The organism is Bartonella sp. AP258QHHD (assembly GCF_042196145.1).
Taxonomy (GTDB): domain Bacteria; phylum Pseudomonadota; class Alphaproteobacteria; order Rhizobiales; family Rhizobiaceae; genus Bartonella.
Genome location: NZ_JBHIPR010000019.1, coordinates 1 through 26,553 on the forward strand (window position 1 = coordinate 1; position 26,553 = coordinate 26,553).

The 26,553-nt window shown below is 38.2% G+C and carries 17 protein-coding genes and 4 pseudogenes; 9 read left to right on the top strand and 12 right to left on the bottom strand.

Going from position 1 to position 26,553, the window contains the following annotated elements:
* Positions 1-25: 25 nt before the first annotated feature.
* The 10 genes from trwL (ACFIMM_RS02430) to ACFIMM_RS02475 form a co-directional block, all read right to left on the bottom strand.
* Complete coding sequence (trwL, locus tag ACFIMM_RS02430) at positions 26-343, bottom strand: VirB2 family type IV secretion system major pilin TrwL (RefSeq protein WP_375613862.1); 318 nt, start codon at positions 341-343, stop codon at positions 26-28.
* A gap of 56 nt (positions 344-399) precedes the next feature.
* On the bottom strand, positions 400-717 hold the full coding sequence (trwL, locus tag ACFIMM_RS02435; RefSeq protein WP_375613861.1) for a VirB2 family type IV secretion system major pilin TrwL: 318 nt from the start codon (positions 715-717) through the stop codon (positions 400-402).
* 128 nt (positions 718-845) lie between these two features.
* On the bottom strand, positions 846-1,157 hold the full coding sequence (gene trwL, locus ACFIMM_RS02440) for a VirB2 family type IV secretion system major pilin TrwL (RefSeq protein ID WP_375612573.1): 312 nt from the start codon (positions 1,155-1,157) through the stop codon (positions 846-848).
* A 66-nt stretch (positions 1,158-1,223) separates the two neighbouring features.
* Positions 1,224-1,541, bottom strand: a complete 318-nt coding sequence (trwL, locus tag ACFIMM_RS02445; RefSeq protein WP_375628732.1) for a VirB2 family type IV secretion system major pilin TrwL — start codon at positions 1,539-1,541, stop codon at positions 1,224-1,226.
* A gap of 109 nt (positions 1,542-1,650) precedes the next feature.
* A complete protein-coding gene (gene trwL, locus ACFIMM_RS02450) occupies positions 1,651-1,965 on the bottom strand; it encodes a VirB2 family type IV secretion system major pilin TrwL (RefSeq protein WP_375613155.1) in 315 nt (104 codons plus the stop codon).
* 145 nt (positions 1,966-2,110) lie between these two features.
* Complete coding sequence (trwL, locus tag ACFIMM_RS02455) at positions 2,111-2,428, bottom strand: VirB2 family type IV secretion system major pilin TrwL (RefSeq protein ID WP_375628730.1); 318 nt, start codon at positions 2,426-2,428, stop codon at positions 2,111-2,113.
* 137 nt (positions 2,429-2,565) lie between these two features.
* Positions 2,566-2,883: a VirB2 family type IV secretion system major pilin TrwL gene (gene trwL / locus ACFIMM_RS02460; protein WP_375613157.1), complete on the bottom strand. Its 318-nt coding sequence runs from the start codon at positions 2,881-2,883 to the stop codon at positions 2,566-2,568.
* Positions 2,846-3,145, bottom strand: a complete 300-nt coding sequence (gene korA, locus ACFIMM_RS02465; protein WP_375613158.1) for a KorA family transcriptional regulator — start codon at positions 3,143-3,145, stop codon at positions 2,846-2,848. Before korA ends, trwL (ACFIMM_RS02460) begins: the two co-directional genes overlap by 38 nt.
* Before the next feature lie 117 nt (positions 3,146-3,262).
* Entirely contained in the window at positions 3,263-3,892 is a 630-nt protein-coding gene (locus ACFIMM_RS02470) for a TrwN protein (RefSeq protein WP_375613159.1), read from the bottom strand.
* Entirely contained in the window at positions 3,892-4,506 is a 615-nt protein-coding gene (locus tag ACFIMM_RS02475) for a hypothetical protein (protein ID WP_375638245.1), read from the bottom strand. The genes ACFIMM_RS02470 and ACFIMM_RS02475 overlap by 1 nt, the downstream gene beginning before the upstream one ends.
* Positions 4,507-4,634: 128 nt before the next feature.
* Here ACFIMM_RS02475 and ACFIMM_RS02480 point away from each other — a divergent pair, with 128 nt between their 5' ends.
* Complete coding sequence (locus tag ACFIMM_RS02480; protein WP_015857007.1) at positions 4,635-4,922, top strand: H-NS family nucleoid-associated regulatory protein; 288 nt, start codon at positions 4,635-4,637, stop codon at positions 4,920-4,922.
* Between the two features lie 1,580 nt (positions 4,923-6,502).
* Here ACFIMM_RS02480 and ACFIMM_RS02485 read toward each other — a convergent pair.
* Complete coding sequence (locus ACFIMM_RS02485; RefSeq protein WP_375682660.1) at positions 6,503-7,780, bottom strand: ubiquinone biosynthesis hydroxylase; 1,278 nt, start codon at positions 7,778-7,780, stop codon at positions 6,503-6,505.
* 742 nt (positions 7,781-8,522) lie between these two features.
* Here ACFIMM_RS02485 and ACFIMM_RS02490 point away from each other — a divergent pair.
* From ACFIMM_RS02490 to ACFIMM_RS02520, 7 genes and pseudogenes are all read left to right on the top strand, one after another.
* A pseudogene (locus tag ACFIMM_RS02490) lies at positions 8,523-10,963 on the top strand (DNA translocase FtsK 4TM domain-containing protein).
* Between the two features lie 721 nt (positions 10,964-11,684).
* A pseudogene (locus ACFIMM_RS02495) lies at positions 11,685-11,945 on the top strand (DNA translocase FtsK); the annotation flags it as partial.
* A 121-nt stretch (positions 11,946-12,066) separates the two neighbouring features.
* Positions 12,067-12,675 (top strand): outer membrane lipoprotein carrier protein LolA, encoded by a 609-nt coding sequence (locus tag ACFIMM_RS02500; RefSeq protein WP_375682658.1) that lies wholly within the window; start codon positions 12,067-12,069, stop codon positions 12,673-12,675.
* Positions 12,676-12,708: 33 nt separating this feature from the next.
* Positions 12,709-13,524: an exodeoxyribonuclease III gene (locus tag ACFIMM_RS02505; RefSeq protein ID WP_375682657.1), complete on the top strand. Its 816-nt coding sequence runs from the start codon at positions 12,709-12,711 to the stop codon at positions 13,522-13,524.
* A gap of 61 nt (positions 13,525-13,585) precedes the next feature.
* Positions 13,586-15,067 (top strand): efflux transporter outer membrane subunit, encoded by a 1,482-nt coding sequence (locus ACFIMM_RS02510; RefSeq protein ID WP_375692595.1) that lies wholly within the window; start codon positions 13,586-13,588, stop codon positions 15,065-15,067.
* A pseudogene (locus ACFIMM_RS02515) lies at positions 15,064-16,291 on the top strand (efflux RND transporter periplasmic adaptor subunit). The gene ACFIMM_RS02510 and the pseudogene ACFIMM_RS02515 overlap by 4 nt, the downstream one beginning before the upstream one ends.
* Positions 16,292-16,294: 3 nt before the next feature.
* A complete protein-coding gene (locus tag ACFIMM_RS02520) occupies positions 16,295-18,283 on the top strand; it encodes a MacB family efflux pump subunit (protein WP_375638251.1) in 1,989 nt (662 codons plus the stop codon).
* A gap of 1,176 nt (positions 18,284-19,459) precedes the next feature.
* On the opposite strand, the pseudogene ACFIMM_RS02525 reads toward ACFIMM_RS02520, so the two are convergent.
* A pseudogene (locus ACFIMM_RS02525) lies at positions 19,460-19,646 on the bottom strand (integrase); the annotation flags it as partial.
* A 731-nt stretch (positions 19,647-20,377) separates the two neighbouring features.
* On the opposite strand from ACFIMM_RS02525, the gene ACFIMM_RS02530 reads away from it, so the two are divergent.
* Positions 20,378-25,336 carry a DEAD/DEAH box helicase gene (locus ACFIMM_RS02530; protein ID WP_375682656.1) on the top strand — a complete coding sequence of 1,653 codons (4,959 nt, stop codon included), beginning with the start codon at positions 20,378-20,380 and terminating at the stop codon, positions 25,334-25,336.
* Positions 25,337-26,553: the final 1,217 nt, after the last annotated feature.

Here is a 26,553-nt window from a genome sequence, read left to right on the forward strand (position 1 = left end):
TGTATTATAGCTATCATCTTTAATTTTAATTAACTGCACCTGTGAATAAAAGCTTAGCAAGCTGGGTTGCTGAGCCAGCGATAACAACACCGATTGCCCATCGTATAAATGTATCCTTTTCGATGTAACGCCCTGCATAGAGAATGGCTAGGCATAAAAGTATAACAGCAGCAGCAACAGGAATAATATTAGTAGTAAGATCTGTTTGTAGAGCTGTTAAAGCTTTGTTTGCATGTTCTATTGCTGCACATGCAGGATTTCTCATAAAAAATATAGTTACAGCAGCAGAAATTGCTGCAACTTTGTTATTACTTTTTGGCTGGAGGTTAATTAATTTTCGCATATTTCTCTCATTAAGATTTTAAATAACATTTTGTATTATAGCTGTCATCTTTAATTTTAACTAACTACACCTTTGAATAACAGTTGAGCAAGCTGGGTTGCTGAGCCAGCGACAACAACGCCGATTGCCCATCGTATAAATGTATCTTTTCCGATGTAGCGTCCAGCATAGAGAATGGCTAGGCATAAAAGTATAACAGCAGCAGCAACAGGAATAATATTTTTAACAAGATCATCTTGCAAAGTGTCTAGAGCTTGTTTTGCATTTTTTAATTGCACTGCATATGCAGGATTGCTAATAAAAAGTACAGTTAAAGCTGCAGAAATTATTATAATTTCATTATTATTTTTCTGGAAATTAGTTAATTTTCTCATATTTAGCTTCATTGATTTATCATAAATATTTTTTCTACGAAATAAGAAACAATTTCATTGATGCATAATGAAAGCATTGAAATCCAAAGTTTCTTTTACAAAAAATATTTCTTATTCCAAAAGATTTATCAGTTAGGTTTAAATAATAAACCGGCAAGTTCAGCTGCTGAGCCCGCGATAACGACACCAATTGCCCACCGTACGAATGTGTCTTTTCCGATGTAGCGTCCTGCATAACCAATTGCTAAGCATAATAGTATAACAGCAGCAGCGAGAGGGATAAGCAACTTTAAGTCATCACGGAGTTTTTCTAAAGCACCTTTTGCAGTTGTTAATTGTTGAGCATACACAGGATTGGACATAAAAAATACAGTTAAAGCTGCAGAGGTTTTAGTAGCTTTATTCCGAATTATTGTTTGAAGAACTTTTGATTTTTTCATATTGTTTATCTCAATTTAGATTTCGCTTTAGGATAAAAAGATATTTTATACAGCATGACTTTTTTATTACGCGCTTTTGAATAACATATTTGCAAGTTCAGCTGCTGAACCAGCGATAACGACACCAATTGCCCACCGTACGAATGTATCTTTTCCGATGTAGCGCCCTGCATAACCAATTGCTAAGCACAAAAGTATCACGGCAGCAGCAATGGGGATAATCGTTTTTAAGTCTGTTTGGAGTGCAGTTAAAGCTTTGTTTGCAGGCTCTAAAACTACTGCTTGGGCTAACACAGGATTAGCGATAAAAAATACAGCTGAAACTGCAAAGTTTTTAATAGTTTTATTATGAATTATTCTTTGAAGGATATTTAATTGTTTCATATTTTTATCTCAATTTATATCACATTGGTATGAGTAATCTCTTTTCTTCAATATGTTTTTTATTGAATACAATGAAAATACTGAAATCTAAATTTTCTTTCATGAAAATTTATGCAGTTTTAAATAATAAACCGGCAAGTTCAGCTGCTGAACCAGCGATAACGACACCAATTGCCCACCGTACGAATGTATCTTTTTCGATGTAGCGCCCTGCATAACCAATTGCTAAGCACAAAAGTATCACGGCAGCAGCAATGGGGATAATCGTTTTTAAGTCTGTTTGGAGTCCCTCTAAAGCAGTTTTTGCATTTGTTAATTTTGCTTGAGCATACGCAGAATTGCTCATAAAAAATACAGTTAAAGCTGCAGAGGCTTTAGTAGCTTTATTCCAAATTATTGTTTGAAGAATTTTTGATTGTTTCATATTGTTCAACCTTATCAAATTGTATTTGGCGCAAGTAGTTTTTCCATGAAATAGGGATAATTTCATTGAATTGATGTGGAATAAAAGTATTAAAGTCTAAAATTCTTTTTTCATGAAAGAAATACTTCGTGTTTAATAGGATTTATCAGGTGTTTTTAAATAACAAATTAGCAAGCTCAGCTGCTGAACCAGCGATAACGACACCGATTGCCCACCGTACAAATGTATCTTTTCCGATATAGCGCCCTGCATAACCAATTGCTAAGCACAAAAGTATAACGGCAGCAGCAATGGGGATAATGTCTTTCAAGTCTTTTTGGAGCGCTTTTAAAGCGTTGTCTGCAGGAGTTAAAACTACTGCTTGGGCTAACACAGGATTGGCCATATAAAATACAGTTAAAGCTGCAGAGGCTTTAGTAGTTTTATTCCAAATTATTGTTTGAAGAGTTTTTAATTGTTTCATATTGCTTATTCCAATTTAGATTACAGTTAGTATAAATAAACTCTTTTTTCGATATAGTTTTTATTGTGCTAAATAAAAATACAGAAATCTAAGTTTCTTATTTCATGAAAGAAACATTTTATGTTTAAATAGATTTATCAGTTGGATTTAAATAATAAATTGGCAAGTTCAGCTGCTGAACCAGCGATAACAACACCGATTGCCCACCGTACAAATGTGTCTTTTCCGATGTAGCGCCCTGCATAACCAATTGCTAAGCACAAAAGTATCACGGCAGCAGCAATAGGGATAATCGTTTTTAAATCTGTTTGGAGTCCCTCTAAAGCTTTTTTTGCAGGAGCTAAACCCGCTGTTTGGGCGGATACAGGATTGGTCATAAAAAATACAGTTAAAGCTGCAGAAAACGCAGCAATTTTATTACGAGCTGTTGTGTGAAGAATATTTAATTGTTTCATGTTCTTTATCCTGATTAAGATTAAAACTCCCACAAATGACCCCTCTTTCATGAAGAAACTTAAAGAGATATTTTGGATCAGCCCAAGTTCTTAGTTTTCCTCTTTGTGTAAGTAATGTATATTTATTTGGCTTTCCGGTAATTGGATCATCAGAAATAAATGTGAAATACCATTCTCTTTCTGAAAGCATCACGACTGTAATCTCACGTGCTGCTTTTTGACTAAATGCCATATCAACGCTGTTTTGTTCTATCATTTTCATTATCTTTGCCCTCAATTAGAAGAGATTTTGTTCAATCTTACTAATTAGAGCTTTAACATTTTCTTATCTACCTTTCATTATAATATCCTATCAAAATTCTAGGTTTTCGTGAAAATATCAGTCATCACTCAGTGATCTTCTCGATGAAGAAAAATCTTCAGCTGAAAAAGCATCTCTGGCGCTACTTTCTTTATGTGTAAATGCATCTTCTTCTCCTTTTGAAGAGAGAGAAAGAGAATCTACTTTAGTTGTCTGTTCTGGTTCTTCTTTTTTAAGCTTTACAGGCTCCTGCAAGTCTTCATTTCCTCGTACAGCAGCTTTTACTCCAATATATGAAGTAACTTTTTGCATACGGGTGTGGCTTGAGTTTTCTGTATTGTAAAAATTCAGCACAGACTGCAAAGTCGCTTTTTCAAAGACGCACTTTGATGTTGTTTGTTCATAGCAGTAAGTTAAAGCGCTTTGTGCAGCTGTAAGATTTCTGCAAAAATCAAATGCATCAAAAAGAGAAAACAATTTCACATTTCCAACACCAATTTGCCCTAAAATTATGTTAAAATTATGTTCACTCTGTTCAGCTGTTGCGATTGTTTCCTTAAGCTGAGATGATTGATAGAAGAAGTTATCTTTATCATCTGTTACATAGACATTGTCCCGCGCTTCTTGTTTGGCGATAACTGAAAATGCTATGGGGGGCGTATTGGATATGTATGCAGCAGCAAAAAATGTGAAATCTGGAACAATCATTAGCAATACACCTTATTACGAAGAATTTTATTAATACAAATGCTAATTCTGTGTTGTGCTTTTTCTCGTTGTCTTTTGATTTTATAAATTTGCAGAATGAGATTGTTTAGCTTAGAATATTCCTTGTGATTATTGCTTTGTTTTCTTCTAAGAATATTTCTAATATATGCGAATATCCAACCAACAAGATAAAAGTGTGGAATAAAATAGAGCACATTACGCCAACCAATATTATTCGAATCACGAAGAAAGGCGCTGCTTTTAAAAAATAATAATCTTTGATACTGTATTGAAGCTGCTTGTTTTATATAATCCTCTAGTTGCAAAAATCTTTTCAAAAAAAATTTATACGAAGTAAAAAGCCGTTGTGTATGAGGGGAGGTTTTCTTGTCATAATGAACTACACTATCATTATACAGAGAGGGCTTGTTCTTTGTTGCATATTGCCATAACTTATAGAGTGACGATTTATATTTACTTTTGACTACTGATTCATAAGATTCAGAGAGGTGTGATGGCGCTTGAGCACTGCATTTAGTAGTTTCAGCAATTGAACTGAAAAAAGATGCAGTGGTGGTAACTGATATACCAATAAACAGCTCTTTGTGGTCCAAAGCACATCTCCGTCAAAGTGATATATGTATCGTAATTTTAATTTCGATAATAAATAGACAAAAATTGTCTATAATTGTGTTTAAAATATGGCAAGAAAAGATTCTTTTTTGCAAGGGGAGTAATTAAGGTGAATGATCTCAAAAATATGAATTTTGATGAGCTACAAGAGATGCGTACACAAATCGATGTGGAATTAAAAAAACGGCAAGCAAAGGAAAAGCAAAATGCGCGACGAAAAATTCTTGAAATTGCTAATGCCCATGGAATTGATATCGCTGATCTTGTGAGCAAAGAGCGCCATTATAGAAATCCCAATAACCAATGGGAATTATGGAATGGGCGTGGACGTAGACCTAAGTGGATTAAAGAGTGGTTGGAGAATGGGTATACACTTGATGAACTCGAAGTAACGTAACACGTGTGCGATCTTTACAAGATAAGGGAATACCAAGGAATGTAAATGCAAGAAGTATGCTCTTTTGGGTAATTTAATTGTATAAATATACTGAACGAATATATTAAAGTATTGAGTTACCAAATACAATGATAGGGAGCGTGAACAATTTATTTAAATGCAAAAGGTCTTGTTGTCATAATCTGGCAAGCATAATGATGATGCCAGATTGGAATATTGTAATTGCTTTTGGCATGTGAGAGAGGGGGGATATTTTACTTCTTTTTATCGTTTCATTAACGTTGCTCTTTTTAGTCTATGTAAATAAATAGTTTTATTGATTATTTACAAAAATGGTCGAAATGAGAATAATTTATTGCATAGGGATTTTAACTCAATATGTAAAATGATAATTTTATCAATTAATATGTTAATAAATTAGCATACTTATATTTTTGAAATACTGTTCTGTAGAACAAGCCTGATGTTATAGATTTTGTTTGGTCTTTTTTCTGTAAGATTATATATGAGGCATTTACTTTATTTATCGTTCGTTTAGTTGAGATGAGTGAGTGTGTAGAAAAATGGAAAATTTCTATGGCTGTTATGGGTTTTATAGAATTTATGACATATTTCTGAGCGTTTGTGATTAAAATTCATTTATGAGCGTTTATGAATAATGAATAAAGAGTGTATTTGAAAATAAAAGGATTGGATCATTTCTATTGCGGTTTATCTTCTTTTATGGTGTGAAATAGGGGGTATGCAGGTTTACAATTGTGTGTGATGGTATAGAGTGCGGAACACTTTGTTATATATCGGAATATTTTTTCTAAAATTGTGTGGTATTCCACAATAAGTTAAAGAGTTTGTCTGAGAAGCAGAATGCCCCAAACGGAATACATTTATGTTTCCAATTTACGCGCTTTTTTAAAAGAAAATTTTTCAATGCAACTAAGCTTATTTTATGGCGCTTCTCATGAATAGTATAACGTAAAAGCCCCTATGATCATATAAAATTCATTGTACACCACCATTTTTACTTCAATAAAAAGTATAAGCCGGCGTCCTTATACACTTTACTCGCCTCCAATATTGCTAAAGTCCTTAGTTCTTGAGAGAGGGAGGCTTTTGTCGCTTTGTTTAATTGTTTTATTTATACGACACTTTCGCTTGTGATGTGCAAGCGAATGATTTTGATTGCTTCAACATGAGAGAGATTTGAAATAAGGGTATTTTATGATCTTTAGATTTCTCACTCAATATGAGAACAATGAACTTATTATTATAAATAAAAGTGTTGTGTGCTAAAAAGTCTTGTTTATTTTATTATGCCGTGAAATGGCTTCTTTTAAGGTGTGGTGATATAAAGCAACAACCTCTTTGAGATATTAAACGTTTTTTTCAGTGCGTAGTGAATACTCTCATAATGTAGCTTGCTTGTCGAGTTTTATGTTAAGTGAAATATGGGAGGAGGAAGTCAAGAAAAAATTACTCGACAGGAATCCGGTTTGTAAACAGATTGGATGAGATAGGAATTTTTTGTTCTTTGAAGGAGGAAGGCAAAGGTTGTAAAAAAGTGAAATAATATGAATTTTTGCTTAAAGTGGGAAGCCGCGTAGAAGACGTGGGGCATTTGGAGAGAGTCCGGCAGCTTCTTGAATGAAGTATTTTTTTATTTTTGGTGCTTGATTAATGATTCCAAGGCCGGTATCGCGGAGCATCCGTAAAAGAAGGCTATCATTAGAAAAGAGTTTATTAAGCCAATCATTGCTTAAAGCCATACGGACAATTTCAAAACGTCTCCAGCTTTGATAGCGCTCTAAAGCCGTGAGGGAGCCAATGTCAAGACCTAGTCGTGCTGTTTCAATAATCACTTCAGCCAGCGCAGCGCTATCGCGTAATCCTAAATTGAGTCCTTGTCCTGCAATGGGGTGGATGGTATGGGCGGCATCGCCAACGAGAGCAAAACGTGGTTTAACGCATTGACGTGTTAAAGAAAGACTCAAAGGAAAAGCTTGACGTTCGCCATCCCAAGAGAGTTTGCCTAATCGATGGCCAATGCGTCTTTCGAGTTCTGTTTCAAAAATAAGTGCATCAGCTTTGAGATAATATTGCGCAGTTTTATGATCTTCATTCCACACAATGGCGGATCGGTTGCCTTTAAGAGGGAGAAGAGCAAAAGGACCGGCAGGTAAAAAATGTTGAATTGCTTGACCATTATGGGTTTTTTCATGTTCAACTGTGCAGATGATTGCTGTTTGTTTATAGGGATGAGAAAAGTTTTTAAGATCTGCTTTTTGGCGTAATTTCGAATGGGCTCCGTCAGCTGCAATAAGCAATTTTGTTTGCCAAACCTCTTCATTATTTAAAGTGACGGTTGTATGTTGGTCTTCTTGATGAAAATCAATGACACGGGTGTTTGTAATAACAGGGATATTGAGATCTTTGACACGTTTTTTTAAAGTGTTGATGAGTTCTCTATGCTCTACCATAGCAGCAAAGGGCTCGCCGGGATTAATGTCGCCTTCAAAGGTTAAAAGAGTGGGTTTGACAGGATCATTTGTGCTTGTATCTGTGATGATCATTGAATGAATGGGTTGCGCATAGGGTTTTATAGATTCCCAACATTGTAATTGTTTTAACATACGAATAGAAGCAGCAGCAAGGGCAATGGTTCGTATGTTAGAAGCAGGGGTATCTCCTTGTGGAGCAGCATCAACGATTTTTATTTTCAGATTAGGGGCTGTTTGCTTGAGTGCTATCGCTAGGGTTAAACCGACAGCCGCTCCTCCTGCAATGAGCAGATCACATTGTTTAGTTTTATGAGATTTAATTTTTTTATTGGGTTGTACGTTTTTATTGCGATTAGAACACACAATACTTCTTCCATTGTTTATAGTTTGCTTTCTTTTAAAAAGAATATCTTTTTACATTGCTAAAATATCTTAACCTTTACTTTTCTCTCTGCTTTACAAAAACGAGGTTTCTTTTTAGCGCCAATCTGATGACAGATTGGTTTTTCAGAGTTTTTCTGCTTAATCATTTATGTGATTCATCTTACAGATTTATCGGATAAGCTTTTTTAAATATCTTCTTCAATTCTTTTTACACTTGGTTGATAAAAAAGAAAACTAAAAATAAACAAAGATGGTTGTGTATTTTTTTAGTTGTGTGAGTTGCTTCAGTATGCTTGTCCTGAAAGGGGCCATTTCGTTAGTATGATAGATAAAAATAGATAAAAAATTGTGGTCATTCGTGATGGTTAAAACAGTATTCATATTTCGCCGTTATCATGATGTAGCGTAAAAAATATTATTTGTTTAAGAAGGTGCCTATAGCACCCATGTAACACTTTACACATAAGGTGTTTTTTGGTTGATCGTGTGATAAATATTCAGGGAGAGCTTTTTGTGCGCCTTATGAAGGATTATCTCTTAGGGTGGTGGTATATGAATGATATGAAGTGGTTAGAAGGTAGAACGCGCTAGATAAGAAGTCGGATTGTTTACAGGCTATTTGTTTACAAATTGGTACAGAGTTTAAGCTTCATCCTTTTTTAAGAGAGAGAGGGAGTTATAACTCTTTAAAATATAAAATTTTTGTATTTGGAATTGATAGATGCACCGAAGTTCTTCTCCTTATGATTCATTAGAAGTGCGAAATTCTCAAGGTTCGCGTCTTATTGAGATGTTTTTACGTCAGATAGGAGTATTTATTGGGCTCGGGCTTTTGGGCTTTATTATTTTTTGTGTGTTTGCTTTGGCGACGTGGAATGTTGCGGACCCATCTTTAACTCATGCAAGTACAAATGAGGTTACAAACCTTATGGGGTGGATGGGGGCAATTTTTTCAGATTTTATTATGCAGTTTTTTGGCTTGGCAAGTCTTTCTGTTTTGTTGCCACCGTTATTTTGGTCTTTTCTCTTGTTGGCGCAAAAGAATATCTACAATTTGACTTTACGCTTTTTTTATGGGTGCTATCAACGATTTGTTTTTTAATTGCTTTTGCTCTTATGTCACCTATTGCTTCTTTTACTTATTGGCCATTGCCAATGGGATTGGGAGGGGTTTTAGGAGATAAAGTTTTAAGTGTTGCTTCTTCAGTCTTTCCTCTTTTTCTTTCTCCTCCTTACACGGTGTTTTTCAGTGTTGTTTTTATTCTTTTAGGTTTTTTCACCGCTGCTTTTGCTGGTAATGTGATATGGCGGCGTCGAACAAAGAAAAGAAAAGAAAAAAGCATTCCAAAAGACGAAATCGTTAATCCAGTCTTTGAGTTGGAAGAAGATGCGGAATATGCCGCAGAGGAGGATCGTGAAAATCATGGTTTTTTTGCGACAACTTGTGGCGCTCTTTTGCATCTTTTTTATTTTTTACAAGCGCGTTTTTTTCGTTTATTCTGTTTCAAAAGGCGTTTTCAGAGTAAAGGGCAAGGAAAGCCATTTGATCGGATTGAGCCAACTTTTTTAGGTGAAAAAGTAAAGTGTGAGGAAAATCAAAATAAAGCCTATGTTTCTCCTGTTAAAAATCGAAAGTCTTTAACAGCTTCTTCAAAGGGTGGTTTTGTTCTTCCTCTTGTAGATTATCTTTCGGTTCCACCACCGTCTGTTAAGGATGCAAAACTTTCTCCTGCTGTTTTAAGAGCAAATTCTCAGGAGCTTGAAGGGGTTTTGTTAGATTTTGGAGTCAAAGGAAAAATTATAGATGCTTGTCCTGGACCGGTGGTAACTTTGTACGAATTTGAACCGGCTGCAGGCATTAAGTCTTCCCGTATCATTGGTTTGGCAGATGATATTGCACGCTCGATGCGTGCGATTTCGGCGCGTGTTGCGGTGGTTCCAGGACGTAATGTTATTGGAATAGAATTGCCTAATGCAAAGCGTGAGATGGTTTATTTACGAGAAATGTTGCAGGCGCAAGAATTTATTGACAGCAAAGCCAAGCTAGGACTTGCTTTGGGTAAGACAATCGGGGGGGAAGCTGTTGTTGCAGATTTAGCAAAAATGCCCCATCTTTTGGTTGCTGGTACAACAGGATCGGGAAAGTCTGTTGCTATCAATACAATGATTTTATCATTGCTTTATCGTATGACACCTGAACAATGTCGTCTCATTATGGTGGACCCGAAAATGCTTGAGCTTTCGGTTTATGATGGCATTCCCCATTTATTAACACCCGTGGTGACAGATCCTAAAAAAGCCGTGATTGCTTTAAAGTGGGCTGTTCGTGAAATGGAAGAACGCTATAGTAAAATGTCAAAACTAGGCGTTCGTAATATTGATGGGTTTAATGCACGTCTTAGGGAAGCTGCAAGTCAGGGAGAGACAATGGTGCGGACAATTCAAGTTGGATTTGATCGTGAGACTGGTGAGCCTCTTTATGAAACGGAAACACTTGATTTTAGTCCTATGCCCTATATTGTTGTCATTATTGATGAAATGGCTGATTTGATGATGGTTGCTGGTAAAGATATTGAAGGAGCGGTTCAACGTTTAGCACAAATGGCACGTGCTGCCGGTATCCATGTAATTATGGCGACACAGCGTCCTTCTGTCGATGTTATTACTGGGACGATCAAAGCCAATTTTCCTACACGTATTTCTTTTTCTGTGAGTTCAAAAATTGATAGCCGAACAATTTTAGGCGAACAGGGGGCCGAGCAATTATTGGGACAAGGAGATATGCTCTTTATGATGGGAGGAGGACGTATTCAGCGTGTGCATGGGCCTTTTGTTGCGGATGATGAAGTGGAGCAGGTTGTTGCGCATCTCAAAGCGCAAGCACGACCGGATTATTTAGAAACAATTACGCAAGAAGTTGAAGAGGATGGTGCTGATGTTTCTTTGTCTTCTCCTTCAGAAGATGATCCCTATAGTCAAGCTGTTGCTATTGTGCTTCGTGATCGTAAGGCTTCGACCTCTTATATTCAACGCCGTTTAGGCATTGGTTATAACCGCGCTGCGACATTGATTGAGAGGATGGAAGAAGAAGGTATTATTAGTCCAGCAAATCACGCAGGGAAACGAGAAATTTTAGTGCCTGCTGAAGAAGAGCGCTTTTGAAAAATCTTTATAGTTGTTTTTTATAATACCTTATAAAATAAGTGTTTATCCTATTGTATCGTAGAAAGTCTGCATTTTCATATACCAGCTCTCAATTTGCGATAGCTCCTTGGTACTTGAGACTCCTTATAAGGGGATTCTTTATCTTATATAACTTTTATCCATACACCAACCTTGTTTGTAACGTGCAAGCAAATGATTTGAATTGATTCAATATGAGAGAGTATGTGATGAGAGAATCTTATTGTCTTTGGCGTTATGATTTAAGTTAAAAAGATAAATTATTATAAATCAATATCTTGGTATAAAATAATGTTATTGCGAGTATAGGGGTGTAAAAGCATGTAAGACTTGATATTTTAGTGTCTTTTTAAGTGCGTTCTAAATATTTAGGGCAAGGCTGATCTGTCGAGTCTTAATATAAAAGAATTATATGGAGTGGGAAGCTAAGTGAAATTTGCTAAACTCCAAACTGTTTACAGAGTGGTTCGGATGAAGATTTTTATTCTTTTGGGTGGGAAGGAAGTCAAAAAAGCATTTTTGACACTTAAAAGAGCTTTCAGGTTCGCGAGTAATATGTTTAGTCCTTAATCCATTATGTATTGACTATAATTTATGTTGCTTCATAGATTAGGGGTGGGAAAGAATATATTATGCGTTTAGAAAATCAGCAGAAAATCAGGAAAATTTGATGATTTCGGAAACATAAACGCAGACTGGTTATTTGGAAACGATACCGCAAGAAATAAAAAAGGATGTTTCTTTAGCTTTTTCTTTAGTAGATGATTCCTATTGTCAAGCTGTTGCTATTATGCTTCGTGATCGTAAGGCTTCAACTCCTTATATTCAATGTTGTTTAGGCATTGGTTATAATCGTGCCGCCACATTGATCGAAAGGATGGAAGAAGAAGGCACCATTAGTCCAGCTAATGATATGGGTAAGCGAAAAGTTTTGGAGACTGTCGAAGAAGAATACTTTTAAAAATCTTTTGATATTTTTTTCAAACAATATCTTTATCTTATAAAGAAGGGTATTTATTCGTCGTTGATCACTTAAGTTATGAATTATAAAGTCAATTAAGTATTGCTTGGGAGCATTTTTTATGAAAACGTCTTTTTTACTGCAAAGAAGAGTCTTTGGGTTGGTGGGAATTATTATCTTTTGGTGTTTAACTGTTCCTGTTTTTTCGCAAGCATCTAATAAAGTGATAAAGGCGCAAAATGTTGTGAATCACTTTGCGGCAATCAAAACAATGACAGGTGATTTTATTCAGTTTAGTCCAAAGGGAAAAATGTCTCAGGGGACATTTTATTTAGAGCGCCCAGGGAAAATTCGTTTCATTTACAAAAAAATGCCTTTACAGATTATTTCAGATGGCCAATTTGTGGGTATTAACAATCGGGCTTTGAATACTTGGAACTTTTCACAACTTTCGCAAACGCCAATGAAATTTTTGTTGGATGATAAAATTGATGTATCTTCTGGGCGCTTGTTCGCATTTCGCGAAGATCCAGGGGCTGTAACGATTGTTCTGCGTGATAAAACGATTGGGGCAGGGCAAATAAGGATGGTTTTTGATTCTAAAGGCTCTGCTTTGCGGCAGTGGACAATTGTTGACCAACAAAATTTGGAAACTACTGTGCAGGTTATGAATGTGCGGACAGACGTCCGGTTCGCTAATGGGATGTTTGCACTTCCTTCGAATAAATGAAGAAAGAGTGTTACGTCATTGGGATTAAAACAAATGTTCTTTCGTATTGCGACTTGGAATATTAATTCTATTCGTTTGCGTCTTGCACAGGTTTTTCAGTATTTGGAACTCTTTTCCACAGATGTTTTGTGTCTACAGGAAACAAAATGTCCAGATGCTTTATTTCCAGTGGAGGCTTTTGAAGCAGCGGGTTATAAGCATATCGCATTGAGTGGACAAAAATCTTATAACGGGGTGGCTATTGTTTCTCGTTTGCCTTTTAAAAAGGTAGAAAAGCGTTTTTTTTGCCAAAACCAAGATTGCCGTTATATCTCAGTTATTGTGGAAGCCCATGGGAGAAGCTTGCGGATTCATAATTTTTATGTTCCTGCTGGGGGAGATATCCCTGATGCTGATGTGAATGAAAAGTTTCGTCATAAGCTTGATTTTTTAGAAGAAATGTCCTCCATTCGTGCGGATCAAGGCGATGGTCTTTCTTCTCTTTTGGTGGGAGATTTAAATATTGCTCCTTTGGCAGAGGATGTTTGGTCTCATCAGCAATTGTTGAAGGTTGTAAGCCATACTCCCATTGAAACCGAGCGTTTACAGGATTTGTGTTGTCAAGGTGGATGGGTTGATCTGATGCGGTTGCATATTCCTGTTCCTACCAAGCTTTACACATGGTGGAGTTATCGTGCTCGCGATTGGGCATTTACTGATTATGGGCGGCGGCTTGACCATGTTTGGTCTTCTCAAGATTTAGCCCCTTTTGTTGTAGATCTTTCGATTTTTCGTGATGCGCGCGGATGGGAACGTCCTTCAGATCATATTCCTGTGCAAACTGTATTTGATTTTTCACGTCAAGTTTGAAATAAGAGGTAAATAAAGTATTAATATTAAATAATGATTCTGAAAGAATGCGGGAGACTGGATGTATATCAGAAATCTCAAATGGGGCGCTTCTCGTGGATTATTTTTTAGTGTCTTGTTGTGTTTGCTTTTGTCAGGATGTATGGTTGGTCCTAATTACCAGAAAACATCTTTTCGTGTTCCAGCAGTTTGGGGAGAAAAATCTGCACAGACTGCACGGCAGCCCGTTGCGCTTGCCGGATGGTGGCGGCATTTGAATGATCCTGTTCTAGATGCGTTAATGGATTACGCGATTTCTGGAAATAATAATGTTGCTGTTGCCAAAGCTCGGGTACGTGAGGCGCGTGCGGGTTTAGGACAGGTTGTGGGAACTCTTTTGCCAAATGTGTCCAATTCAATTTCAGGAACCCGTAGTCGTTCTGGACAGTCTGATGCATTGTTAAACCAGTATAGTAGTGGTTTTGATGCAAGCTGGGAGCTTGATTTTTTTGGTGGGCATAAACGTGCGGTTGAAGCAGCGCGTTATGGCCTTGATGCGGCTGTGGAAGATATGCGCGCTACCATGGTGACATTACTAGGAGATGTGGCAACAAATTATGTGCAAATGCGTGGCTGGCAACAAAAGTTGTTTATTGTGCGGCAAATTGCTGTATCACAACGTAAAACTTATGAACTGATGCGCGCTAGATTAACAGCTGGTGATGTTTCTGAGCTTGATGTTTCAAATGCGCAAGCACAAATGGCAAATACAGAAGCAGATATATCACAGATGGAAGCGAATTTAGCAATGAGCGTTCATCGCCTTTCTGTCTTAACTGGTCGTGTGCCTACGGCATTGAAGGATCTTTTACAAAAAAATGCTAAGCATGCAAAGATTCCACAACCACGCTGGCCGATACCAGCAGGAATTCCAGCCGATATTTTGTTAACACGTCCAGATTTGCGACGGGCAGAGCGTCAATATGCGCAAGCGACAGCACGGATTGGTCAACGTGAAGCAGATCGTTATCCATCACTTACTTTAACAGGTAATATTTCGACAGCAGCAACGGCAATTGATCAATTATGGAAAAATTCAACGATTGGCTGGTCTTTTGGACCTGGTCTTCGTTTTCCTCTTTTTAATGGAGGTCAGGTCGAGGCTTCTATTGCGGTAGCGCGCGCGCAGCGTGATCAAGCTTTTATTACTTATCGAGCTGCTGTGTTGGAAGCTTTAGAAGATGTAGAAAATGCGCTTGTAAGATTAACGAAGGAACATCAACGCTTAGAAAAGCTAATCGTTGCGAATAAAGCTTCTCTTCATTCCTTAAAACTTTCACGGAACCTTTTTGAGAATGGAAATACTAGTTTTCTTGAATTGTTAAATGCTGATCGCTCTTATTATTCTGCACAAATGGCGCTTAAAGATAGCCGTGTTTCTTTGGTTACGCAATATATCACGTTGATGAAAGCATTGGGGAGGGGCTGGGATGGCGTTGTTGATGTATCGCGTCCAGAAGTCGTTGATAATGCACCTCGTTCGCGTGCAAAGGTAGGGAAATGAAAAAAAACTTACTCAAAAATTTCATTACAAAACACAAAAAACTTTCCTTCTTTTTAACTGCTATATTTCTCATTCTCTTGTTGTTATGGTTACGTTCTGTTTTTTTTTGGAACATCTACTCCAACTTATATAACAGCGGTGGTGAAACGTGGGGATATTGAGGAAAGTGTTTTAGCTTCTGGTCTTGTACGTCCTTACCGGTTGGTGGCTGTTGGTGCGCGAGCAACAGGGCGTGTGGTGTCAATGCATGTTTCCCCTGGGAGTGTTGTGAAAGAAGGCGATCTCTTGGCAGAAATTGATCCTACAGATCAGGAAAATGATTTAAAAAGAAAAAAAGCAGCATTATCGCATTATTATGCGAGTTTGATAGAACAAGAAGCCTATCTTTCTCTTGCACAGAAAAATTTAGAGCGTCAGAAAAAAATGATTGAAACACGTGCGGTTTCACGTGCGAACCTCGATGAGGCTACGACACAGGTGAAAATACGCGAGGCGCAAATTGAACAACTTCGTCAGCAGATTGTGCAAGCACAAATTGATGTGGAGAGTGCAGAGGTTAATTTAGGTTATACACGCATCACTGCCCCTTCAGCGGGAACGGTTTTGGCAACAGTTGTGGAAGAAGGGCAGAATGTGAATGCGGTTCAGTCGGCGCCAACGATTGTTATTTTGGGTGATTTATCAAAGATGACGATCAAGGCGCAAATCTCAGAAGCAGATGTTCTTAAAGTCCGAGCTGGACAACCACTTTATTTTACAGTTCTAGGTAATTCACAGCGTCGTTATGAAGGCGTTTTAGAAAAAGTAGAGCCGGCTCCTGAAGCAATTCGTGCTGATGTGAGTATTAATCCTGGTATGGTGAGTGGTTCTAGTGCTTTAATATCATCGGCTATCTATTACAATGGAATTCTACATGTTGATAATGCGGACAATTTTTTGCGAACCTATATGACTGCTCAAGTTCATATTATCTTAGGGCGCGCGCAGAATGTCTTGTTGGTTCCAAGTGATGCTTTACGCGATGAGACAAGAGAGCGTAAAGCATGGGTTTCTGTTTTGGTGGGGGAAAATAAGGTGGTTACTAAACAGGTGAGCGTTGGGTTGAATAATAAGGTTATGGCAGAGATTGTTTCAGGACTTAACGAGGGTGATGTCGTCGTCACTAGTTCGTCTGATGGAGTGATGCCAGAGTCTTCTCACATGCACAGCGAAGACGAGAGTTAAAGCATGAGCACAAATCAAGCAGATGCTGTCTTCGTCTTGGAAAATATTGTGCGCAAATTTCCTGCGGGCGAAGCGTTTGTTACCGTTTTGAAAAACATCAATCTTACCATTAAACGTGGTGAAATGGTGGCAATTGTAGGTGCTTCCGGTTCAGGTAAATCGACCTTGATGAATATTTTAGGCTGTCTTGATCGTCCAACTTCTGGTCGTTATTGGATCTCTGGTAAAGAAACAGCTTCCCTTTCTGCGGATGAATTGTCGGCTTTGCGACGTAATCATTTTGGTTTTATTTTTCAGCGTTACCATTTGTTGAATGAATTGACAGCTCTTGGTAATGTTGAAATTCCGGCTATTTATGCGGGATGTGCCGTGGAAGCAAGGAAACAGCGGGCACAGGATCTTTTAACGCGTTTGGGCATGGGTGATCGGATAAATCATCGTCCAAATCAGCTTTCTGGTGGTCAGCAACAACGTGTTTCTATTGCTCGGGCGCTCATGAATAATGCGGAGGTCATTCTTGCAGATGAACCAACTGGTGCATTGGACAAAAAGAGTGGGCAAGAAGTATTGCATATTTTGGATGAACTTCATCAAGAGGGGCGTACCATTATCATTGTAACCCATGATATGCAGGTGGCTGAAAGAGCAGAGCGTATTATCGAAATCAGTGATGGGGAAATTATTGCTGATAAGCAGTCAAGGGTTGCAAAAACAAAAGTTGGTGGAAAATCTCTTCAGGAACAACAAAATCTAAAAGGCCAACAAAAACTGGGCTTTTTTCGTTCTTTTGTTGAGCGATTCCGTGAGGCGTTTGTGATGGCTCTGTTGGCAATGAATGCACATCGCATGCGGACTTTTCTAACAATGCTTGGGGTGATTATCGGTATTGGGGCGATTATTGCTATGGTGGCTTTAGGGAATGGTACACGAGAGAAAATTCTGGAAAATTTTAAAAGTTTGGGTACTAATACATTAACCATTTTTCCTGGTAAAAGTTTTTCTGATCCACAAGCAGAAAAAATAACCAGTTTGGTTGAAGCTGATGCAGAAGCCTTGTCTGGATTACCTTATGTTTCTGGTGTGACACCACAGATTTCAGCAAGCTCGAAAGTGCGTTTTGGTGCAGTTGAAGTCAATGCCATTATTGCGGGGGTGGGAGAACAATTTTTTCAGACACAGGGGCTCAAAGTTTTCAAAGGACAGTTTTTTGATCAAAAAAGTGTCCATGATCGGGCGGTTGATCTCGTGATCGAGAAAGAAGCATTGTCTGTTCTTTTCCCCCATAGCCATGAAAGCCCCCTTGGAAAGGTGGTGAATGTGGGTAATGTTCCTGCGCGTATTATTGGTGTTGTTGATTCGCAAAATAATGCAAGTGGAGATACATCAAATACTTTACAGCTTTATTTACCCTATACAACAGTGCAGACGCGTTTTCTTGGTACAACAGAAGTTCGTGCAATTATTGTTAGGATTGCTGATGATATTGATTCATATTTAGCGGAGACCATGATAAAACGTTTTCTCATTATGCGGCATGGCGGGGAGGATTTTTTCATTAGAAATTCTGAATTTTTCCGTGAACGTGTTATGGAGAGTACAAATATTTTAACACTTTTAATTTCTTCAATTGCAGCTATTTCCCTGGTTGTGGGGGGTATAGGGGTGATGAATATTATGTTGGTCACTGTTTCTGAGCGGATCAATGAAATCGGCGTGCGTATGGCAGTTGGTGCACGGCAAAGTGATATTTTACAGCAATTTCTCATTGAAGCGATTTTGGTTTGTGTGATTGGTGGTGGTTTGGGAATCTTGCTTGGACTTTCTATCGGTGGCTTGTTTCTTCTGTTTAAGGCACCTATTCATTTGGTTTATACTATTGAATCGATCATTATGTCTCTTACTTTTTCAACCCTCATAGGAATATGTTTTGGCTTTTCTCCAGCGCGGCAAGCTTCACGGCTTGACCCTGTTGTCGCCCTTTCACGCGATTAAGCTTTATCAATTGGGGCATGTTTGTTCGTGATGCTTTCCACTTGGATGAAGCATTTATGAAGCGAAACATGAATGGAAAAAGTTTAGCATTATTTGCTGCTCTATTTTAGAAAACGCTTTGTTCATTAAGTGGAGCGTACCACTAGAGGTGAACGTTTTATAGGGCACCCCATCATGTGAGATATGGTAGGCATATAAGCCTTCTTGAGGCATTAAATGTTTTGAGAATGCATGATGAATATTTTAAATCTTTCTTGTCGAGTCTTATGGAAGTAAATCCTATTAAGGAGAAATTAAATAGAACCCGTTAGAATGAGATTGCTTGCAGACTGAATTTTGTTAAAAATTCTCGTCTTCTGAGATGTGAAGAGGAGGACAAATAAAATATACTGCGCGACGATTTTTAAGATTTAACCTAAAAAGAGGCGGGGGAAGTGAATAGTATATCTGCTAACAAACAAAAGAACAAAAAAGAAGGTTGATGCCAAAAACAGCTTAAACCTCCGTTCTTCCAAAAAAATGAACTGGTATCGAGATAGCTGAGCAGTTTAAGAGGTTTCGTTTAGTATTTTTAAGATTTTCGGAAAAGAGGTTATGAGGATTTCTCACTTTTAGTTTTGCAGAGGGTGGTGCAAATTATAGGTGTTTAGGTTTATGCAAATAAATTATGATCGTGCTTAAGTTTTAAAATGTGACCTAAGACACAGCCATTTTCTGTTCCTTTATACGAGTAGCTTAGCTTCTTTAGAATATTTTGTTTAAGGCATCGCTTTTTTCTGCCTTATCTCATGATTTTGGAGCTGAAGGATAAACAAGCCATTTGAGTTTCTAGGGTAAGGATGCCGTCAGATACTCGGTAGGGGGCGTGATCTTAAGAACTAATACCGTGAGATGCGGGTTTGATTTCATGAGTTTGGTGAGGACGACAAAAAGTTTGAGAGGCGGATGGCTTCTTATGTTGAATGATGTATGAATGAAAGGGGCTTTCATTTATTGAAAAAGAATAAGCTCATATTCAGCAGATGTGAGATGAAGTAAGAGCATCGTAATACCAAGCTGCAGTTATGCTGCTAAAGAACATAATGGCGCTAGTGATGAGCAATGGTATGTCTAGTTGGTATGGTATTCTTCCTCCTGCTACCAGTTCGATACAGAGCGCCATTGTGTTGCACATTAACACTCTTGTTTTAAAGAAACATTTCTCAAGGTATCCAAGCCTATTTTGCGACGCTGTTCATGGTAAATCTATTGAGCACCTCCATCTTTACGCTTATGAAGTAATAAGCCGGCACCATCATTATATTTGCCAGCTCGTGGGTGTTGCGATAGACCTTGCATTAAGGCGGCGGTTCATAAGAGCCATTTTTAGTCATTTCTTGTACAGTTTTTCTCCACACACTCATCCCGCTTGTGATGTGCAAGCAGGTGGTTTTGATTGATTCAAGATAAACAGATTTGAAATGAGAAAATCTTACGTTATTCAGAGTTCTAATTTAATATGAATGACGCTATATTATCATTATAAATCAATATATTGTACATATAAAAAAGAATTCTAAAACCACCCGCTATAAAGTATAAGAAGCGAATAATTAGTCTACGAAAGAACAAAAGAAAAAGAAATATTTCAAAAATCAATATTTTGAATATCACGACTAATATTTTGCGTATTATAGTGAAATTATATGCATGATCGTTCGTAAAATGCGCTGTTTTGTGTGTGGAGTTTCTTCCTTGGTGTCTTGTGTGTTCGCAGGTGTCCTATCCATTTCCTCCTCTCATTCTTAAGCTAAATCCTAAAATTATTGCGCACTTTATTGTGTATTCTTAACAAAAGGCAAAAAATATTTTCAAAATCATCACGCCTTACCGTTTATTTCCATAGGGATATAGACATCAATAAATGCATCATATGATTTGGGGGATACTCAAAAAGATCAAAAGATTCTCTCTTGTTGATTTAATTAAGCATAGAAGAAATATCTTAAAATCAAGCAATTTTAAGCTTTTTTTAAGTTTTTTGGGTAGAACAAGAGGCATTAATGAATAGGTCTAGATTCGATAATTGAAGATGTTTTTAATAGAGAGAAAAGCATGACGACGCTGCAATCGCTTTTACAGAGCTATCGTGATGAAGCGCGTACCGAACGAGATAAAGGTACATATTTTGAGCGTTTTGCTCTTGCTTATCTGACACATGATCCTCTTCAGTCTGGGTGTTATGAGAAGGTTCAAACCTTTAAAGATTGGGCTCATGAAAATGATTGGGATGGTCGTGATACTGGTATCGATCTTGTGGCAAAGCTTCGTGATGGAGGGGGTTTTGCGGCAATCCAATGTAAATTTTATGATGCAGCCTATCGAATTAAAAAAGCAGATATTGATAGTTTTATTTCGGCATCAGGGAAAGCTCCATTCAAGCGGCGTGTTATTATAGATAGTACTGAAAGTACTTGGAGTGATAACGCTGAAACAATGATACGGGGGCAGGATATTCCTGTTATACGGATTAATCTTTCCGATATACAACAAAGTCCGATCCGTTGGGAAACTTTTGCAGCCCAGGGCAAAGTTGTTTTGGAGGATAAAAAGAAAATCCGTCCACATCAATTGGAAGCATTGCGTGATGTGCGTGCTGGGCTTGCTCAAGCAGATCGGGGGAAGCTTATTATGGCTTGTGGTACTGGTAAGACATTTACCAGTCTTAAAATTGCTGAGGATTTGGCGGGTGAAGGCAAGTTTGTTTTGTTTCTTGTTCCTTCCTTGGCACTGATGTCACAGACGGTTCGTGAATGGACAACGGATGCAGGAATCGGATTGAGATCTTTTGCTGTTTGTTCCGATACACAAGTGGGAAAGCGTCGTAAAAATAGTGATGATGTTGCTGAAATTGATGTGTTTGATCTTGCTTTTCCGGCGACAACCGATGCTGCTAAACTTGCAGATCAGGTGGGGAAGAGTGTTGCAGATAAGATGACCGTTGTGTTTGCAACCTATCAATCCATTCAGGTGATTGCTGATGCTCAGAAAAACTATGGTTTGCCAACATTTGATCTTATCATTTGTGATGAAGCGCACCGTACAACAGGGGCAACGCTGGTGGGAGAGGATGAATCCAATTTTGTTAAGGTGCATTCCAATGATGTTATTCGCGCCAAGAAGCGCCTTTATATGACAGCGACACCACGTATTTTTGGTGATAACGCAAAAAGTCGCGCGAATGAAGTTAATGCTGTTCTTGCTTCGATGGATGATGAAAAGCTTTTTGGTAAAACACTTTTTTATCGGGGTTTTTCATGGGCAGTACAAAATGATCTTTTAACAGATTATAAGGTTATTGTCTTAGCAATGGACGAAAAATTGGTCAGTTCCGCTGTTCAGAAGCGCCTTAGTGATAGCGATTCTGAGCTTATTCTTGATGATGCAACGAAGATTATTGGCTGTTATAAGGCTTTGACAAAACAAAATATGAAGGCTGATGTTGGTACGGATTCATATCCTATGCATCGTGCTTTAGCGTTTTGTAAAACTATTCAAAGTTCTAAACTCGTTCGTGATGAGTTTTCTGCGGTTGTTAGAGAATATCTTGATTATACGAAAGAGGATACAGAAAATGAACATTTTCTGAAGTGTGAAATTGAGCATGTTGATGGCACTTTCAATGCAAAGGATCGTGGTGCATTACTTGATTGGCTGAAAGCTGATAGTGGGGATGATATTTGTCGTATTTTAACCAATGCAAGGTGTTTGTCTGAGGGGGTGGATGTTCCGGCTCTTGATGCGATCATGTTTTTAAATCCACGCAAGAGCCAGATTGATGTTGTGCAAGCGGTTGGGCGGGTGATGCGTCGCTCTGAGGGTAAAAAGATGGGATATGTCATTTTGCCAATTGGTATTCCTCTTGATACTCCAGCGGAACAGGCTTTGAACAACAATGATAAATATCGGGTTATCTGGCAAATTTTAAATGCTTTGCGTGCACATGATGATCGTTTTGATGCAACGATTAATAAGGCATCCCTCGGGCAAGATATTAGCAATGTGATTGAGATTATTGGTGTCACACAGAGCACTGAATTAAAGGCTATTACGGCTATTGTAGACAATCTTCCACTACGCGCACAACCAGCACGATTGGGTATTGGTACAGCGGAGCGTGATGTCCTTTTTACAGATGAACAAGGGGAGCTTGCTTTCCCTGTGGATGAGATTTCGCGTGCCATCATGGCAAAGATTGTCAAAAAGTGTGGGACACGAGATTATTGGGAGGATTGGGCGAGCAATATTGCGGAAATTGCTAAGAATCATATTGCACGCTTAACAGGCATTCTGGCAGAGCCAAATACTGAGGCGCGTCAAGCCTTTGACAGGTTTGTGGCAGAACTGCGTGATGACTTAAATGATGCTGTTACAGAAGCTGATGCGATTGAGATGTTGGCACAGCATATTATCACGCGTCCTGTCTTTCAGGTGTTGTTTGAAGGCTATCAGTTCACACGTGAGAATCCTGTCTCGCGTGCTATGCAGCGTATGCTTGATGTGCTTGATGAGGCAAATCTTGATAAGGAATCCAAAGATCTGGAAAAATTTTACGCAAGTGTAAAATTACGAGCCAGTGGCATTACGGATCCAAAAGCAAAACAGAGGTTGATTGTAGAGCTTTATGATAAGTTTTTTCGTTATGCTTTTCCACGCACTGTAGAAAAATTAGGCATTGTTTATACCCCCGTCGAGGTTGTGGATTTTATTTTGCACTCTGTCAATGATGTATTAGAGCAAGAATTTGGGCAAACGCTTGGCTCATCGGGTGTGCACATCATGGATCCCTTTACTGGAACGGGGACTTTTATCACACGGCTTTTACAATCGGGTTTGATAAAACCAGAGGAGATGAAACACAAATTTTGTCGTGAAATTCATGCCAATGAAATCGTGCTTTTAGCCTATTATATTGCAGCCATTAATATTGAGACGACCTATCATGGTCTGATGGGGGGCGATTATGTTCCGTTTGAGGGAATTTGTTTGACCGATACATTCCAGCTTTATGAGCAAGAAAAAGACCTGATCAGTGATTTGCTGGTGGATAACAGTACACGTCGGGCGCACCAGAAGGAACTGGATATTCGTGTTATTGTTGGCAACCCCCCTTATTCTTCTGGACAAAAAAGTGAAAACGACAATGCGCAGAATATTGGCTATCCTAAATTGGATCGTCGCATTCGTGAAACTTATGCTGCTCAATCCAAAGCAAGCAATGTTAATGGACTTTATGACAGTTATATTCGTGCCATTCGTTGGGCAAGTGATCGCATAAAAGACTGTGGTGTTATTGGTTTTGTGACAAATTCAGGTTTTATCAATGGATATTCTACGAGTGGATTACGAAAAGAATTGAATGAAGAATTTTCGAGCATTTATGTTTTCAATTTGCGTGGTGATATTCGCAAAAATATGATGAGCAAAGGAGCTGCTCGAGAAGGGCAAAATGTTTTCGGAAGTGGAAGTATGGCAGGAATCGCTGTGACACTATTTATTAAAAATCCAAATGTCACGGAGCATTGCAAAATTCACTATTACAATATTGGTGATAATCTCACGACAAAGGAGAAATTATCTCAACTTCAGCGGTTGGGTAGTGTTGGCGGTATCAAGCGTAAACACGGCTGGCAGATGATTACGCCAGATGAATATGGCGATTGGCTGAATCAGCGCAACAGTGATTTTAAAAAATTTCTGGCCTTAGGTGATAAGAAAGGCAGTGATAAAAAGCTCTTTGAAACGTTTTCTCGTGGGATTATAACTACTCGCGATGCCTGGGCATATAATTCAAGCCGTGAAAATCTAGCGAAGAATATGCGTAACACGATAACTTTCTATAACAATGAAGTGGAACGTTTTAATAATGTTTATGCGCATTCTGACCGCAAAGCACGTGCAAATGCTGTGAACGATTTTGTTGATACAGATACCCAAAAAATCAGTTGGAGCAGTAGTCTTAAAGAGGAATTGGTAAGAGGAAAGTTTTCTGAATTTGAAAGTAATTGCTTAGTTCAAAGTCTTTATCGTCCTTTTACACAACAATGGCTTTATTATAACCGTACTTTTAACGAAAGAGTATATCAAATGCCGCGTATATTCCCTATGAAGCAAGCGGTTGAAAACAGAGTAATACAAGTTACGGGAGTTGGAGCAAGCAGTGGATTTTCTGTTCTGATGACTAAGAATTTATCTAATCTTCATGCAATGGATACTGGTCAATGTTTTCCACGGTATGTTTATGAAGATGCTGTGTCCTTGAAAAATAAGGAGGGGGATCAGGTTCATTTGTTTGCAAATTTTGCAGAGGAAAGCAAAGAAACTGGTTTAGAGCGGCGTGATGCTCTTACGGATGAAGGGTTGGCTTATTTTAAGGCAGCTTATCCTGGCGAAATGATAACAAAGGATGATTTGTTTTATTATGTTTACGGGATTTTGCATTCTGAAGATTATCGTGCTCGTTATGCGCATAATTTATCTAAACAATTGCCGCGTATTCCAACAGTTAAAAAGGTAGAGGATTTTTGGGCTTTTGTTACAGCGGGGCGCAAGCTTGGTGATTTGCATATGAATTATGAAGAGATTGAACCCTATCCCGTTACCTATAAACAGGGAGATCCAAGAACTTGGGTGATTTCTGATGAGAAGAGTTTTTATCGTGTTGAGGCGATGAAATTTGCTGGTAAGCGTGGTGCTATTGATAAAAGCACAGTGATTTATAATGCGCATATCACGATGCAGAATATTCCTCTTGAAGCTTATGAGTATGTGATCAATGGCAGGCCTGCTCTTGAATGGGTTATGGAGCGGCAGGTTGTCAAAACGGATAAAGCGAGTGGGATTGTGAATGATGCCAATCGCTATGCTGTTGAAACGGTGGGTAATCCAGCTTATCCATTGGAATTGTTTCAGCGGGTTATTACTGTAAGCTTGGAAACAATGAAAATTGTGCGCAACCTGCCAAAATTGGAAGTGAGAGAAACTGAAAAGGTTAAATTATCCATTGTGCGGTAAAAAAGTGTTGAGTCGTAACAAACTGGCACTATCATACACCTTGCCAGCTCGTGGGTATTGCGACAGCCCTTGGCACTTGAGACAAGTCCATAAGAGGCATGTCTTTCTTGTACAGTTTTACGCTGCGCAGGCTCTCTTCCTTTGTGATGTGCAAGTCCTATGTGATGTGCAAGAAAATGGTTTTGATTGATTCAATAGAGAACAGATTTGAAATGAGAGAATCTGGTGATATTGAGAGCTCTCATTCAAGTTGTAGCGTAATAAATTTTCATTATAAATCAATATATTGTATGTGATAAAGCACCTTAGGCAGTGAGGTCGCTAAAATTATGACGCATGAGCTTTAGCGGCAGTGATGAATATTCTCAGGCAGGGTTTTCTTATCGAGCTTTATGTGAGTAAACCATATAAATGGAGAAGCTGAGTGGAACCTGTCCAGAGAAAGTGGATTGTTTACAAATCGTTGCTAATAAGAATCGTCGCCTTTTGAGATGTTGAGAGGAAATGACAATTCTCATGAAATCTGTCTTTTGAGGTGTTCTGATATTGAAGTGAGCAGGTGGAACGCGTTAGACAAGAAGCTGAGTTATTATTGTTTACAGATCAATAGAGTTTAAAAGTTTTCGTTCTTTTTGGGAGAGGAAACCAGACAAAAGGTGATCTTAGAGAGCGAAATGATTTCAAAAAAGATTGCGATAAAAAACGTAGGGTATTTGTCGCGGTGTGCGTTTTGAGCTTATTCCTATCTGTGATCTAAAATGCTCTTATGAAGATGCTTTTTAGAATAAGAGATTGTTACTAATATATTGACTTATAATGATAGTTTAATGTTCTCTCTGTTAAATGAGAAATCTAAGTATTATAAATTTTCTTATTTTAAATCTATTAAAATTACTTCTTTGCATGTCATATGAGGTTGGTATGTTCGTGTTTAAGAAAGGCGTAATGCATGCCTCTTACCAATCATCCCAAGAGGTTTAAGAGCTATCGTAATACTTGGGGGGTGGCAAAATATAGGGTGGGGCGGTTTGCATTTTTTATGAAGGGTAAGACAGTGGTGTAAATAGATTTTTATGACAAGTCTGGAGATCTTATGGCTGTCTGGGGGCTCTATTTACAAGAGCTTATATATTGGGATGGTATGTACAGATCCGCGCTGTGAGATATGTTTGGGATGTAAGAGATGTTTTGGGTGAACGTGCAAATACAGTGACACG